The sequence below is a fragment of the Bacillus sp. JJ722 genome, assembly GCF_036963345.1.
GTDB lineage: Bacteria > Bacillota > Bacilli > Bacillales > DSM-1321 > Bacillus_AD.
Genome location: NZ_JBALMO010000355.1, coordinates 1,194 through 2,470, shown reverse-complemented (window position 1 = coordinate 2,470; position 1,277 = coordinate 1,194). Strand labels below are relative to the sequence as shown.

Below are 1,277 nucleotides of genomic sequence, written 5' to 3'. Positions count from 1 at the left end.
ATAAAAAGTAATACATTATATTGTACGATTATTACATTATAACATACAACGAAAAGGGAGGTCTAAAAAGTGCCTTTATTATCATTTTTGTTATTTGTTTTTGTTTCCAGTTTTACTCCAGGTCCAAACAACATCATGGCAATGGCATTCGCGAACAAACATGGACTAAAGAAAACAAGTAAATTTTGTTTAGGAGTTGGTTCCGGCTTTTTTGTTATCGTATTATTGTGTACTTTTTTTAATCTTGTACTTACAAACATTATGCCAATTATAGAATTCCCCTTAACCATATTAGGTGTAGCGTATATGTTATATTTGGCATTTAAAATACTTACCAGTAAAGGAAATGATGACGACAGTAATGATGGAAGTAATAAAAACTTATTCATTATAGGTGCGTTGTTACAATTTGTTAATCCAAAGGGCATTCTTTTCGGAATTACAGTAGTAGCAACTTTCATTCTTCCTTATTACTCTTCCTATTTCAGCTACTTTATTTTCTCGCTATTCTTAGGAACTGTTGGTGTTATGAGTACATTCAGTTGGAGTTTATTCGGTTCAATTTTCCAAAAATTCTTACTTCAATACGAACAACAGTTTAATATAATTATGGCACTGTTATTGGTTTATAGTGCTATATCAATTTTTTTCAAATAAGAAGATTGCAAATAAGAAGGTGACTCCGTGTAACCTCGATTCACCTTCTTGGATATTATATCCATTTTACTTAAAGAGTTTATTGACGTAACTTTATAACAAGAGATTTGAAATCTAATTTGTTTTAAATTCACATAAAAACCTTTCAACCATAGGATATTTTTCACCTAATGAAGTTACTTTAAAACCGAGGTTTCGATAAAACTCTACTGCATCCTTATCAGTTTCGGCAATGATGGTAGTCAATGAGAATTTTCCAAAGAGAAACTTGATCAATCTGCTTCCTATCCCATTACTTCTTTCTTCAGGTGCAACAGCAATATGTTTGATCTCACAGATTTTGGCGTTTAATTCTATTCCTATACAGCCAACAATATTATTCTCTTTCACTAAACCAAACAATTGTTGATTTGAAGATTGAATGTAATTTCTATACACTTTGTCAACCTTATTGACAGAAGTTGCATATGATAATAATTTTATTACTGAAGCTTGCGGGGGTATTGAATTGATTTCTACTATCAAACGATCACCTTTTTCAAAAACACTATATAACTAATCAGTATTGCAGTTTTTTCGCTTTTTTAATGCTGAAATGTAAAGTTGAACCAATCGGGTTC

2 protein-coding genes are annotated in these 1,277 nt (G+C 30.9%); one reads left to right on the top strand and one right to left on the bottom strand.

Annotated elements, in window-relative coordinates; all coding sequences use genetic code 11:
- Nucleotides 1-69 precede the first annotated feature (69 nt).
- A complete protein-coding gene (locus tag V7014_RS26015; protein ID WP_335511833.1) occupies nucleotides 70-657 on the top strand; it encodes a LysE family transporter in 588 nt (195 codons plus the stop codon).
- A 114-nt stretch (nucleotides 658-771) separates the two neighbouring features.
- On the opposite strand, the gene V7014_RS26010 is transcribed toward V7014_RS26015, so the two are convergent.
- Entirely contained in the window at nucleotides 772-1,182 is a 411-nt protein-coding gene (locus tag V7014_RS26010) for a GNAT family N-acetyltransferase (RefSeq protein WP_335511831.1), read from the bottom strand.
- Between the last annotated feature and the right edge of the window lie 95 nt (nucleotides 1,183-1,277).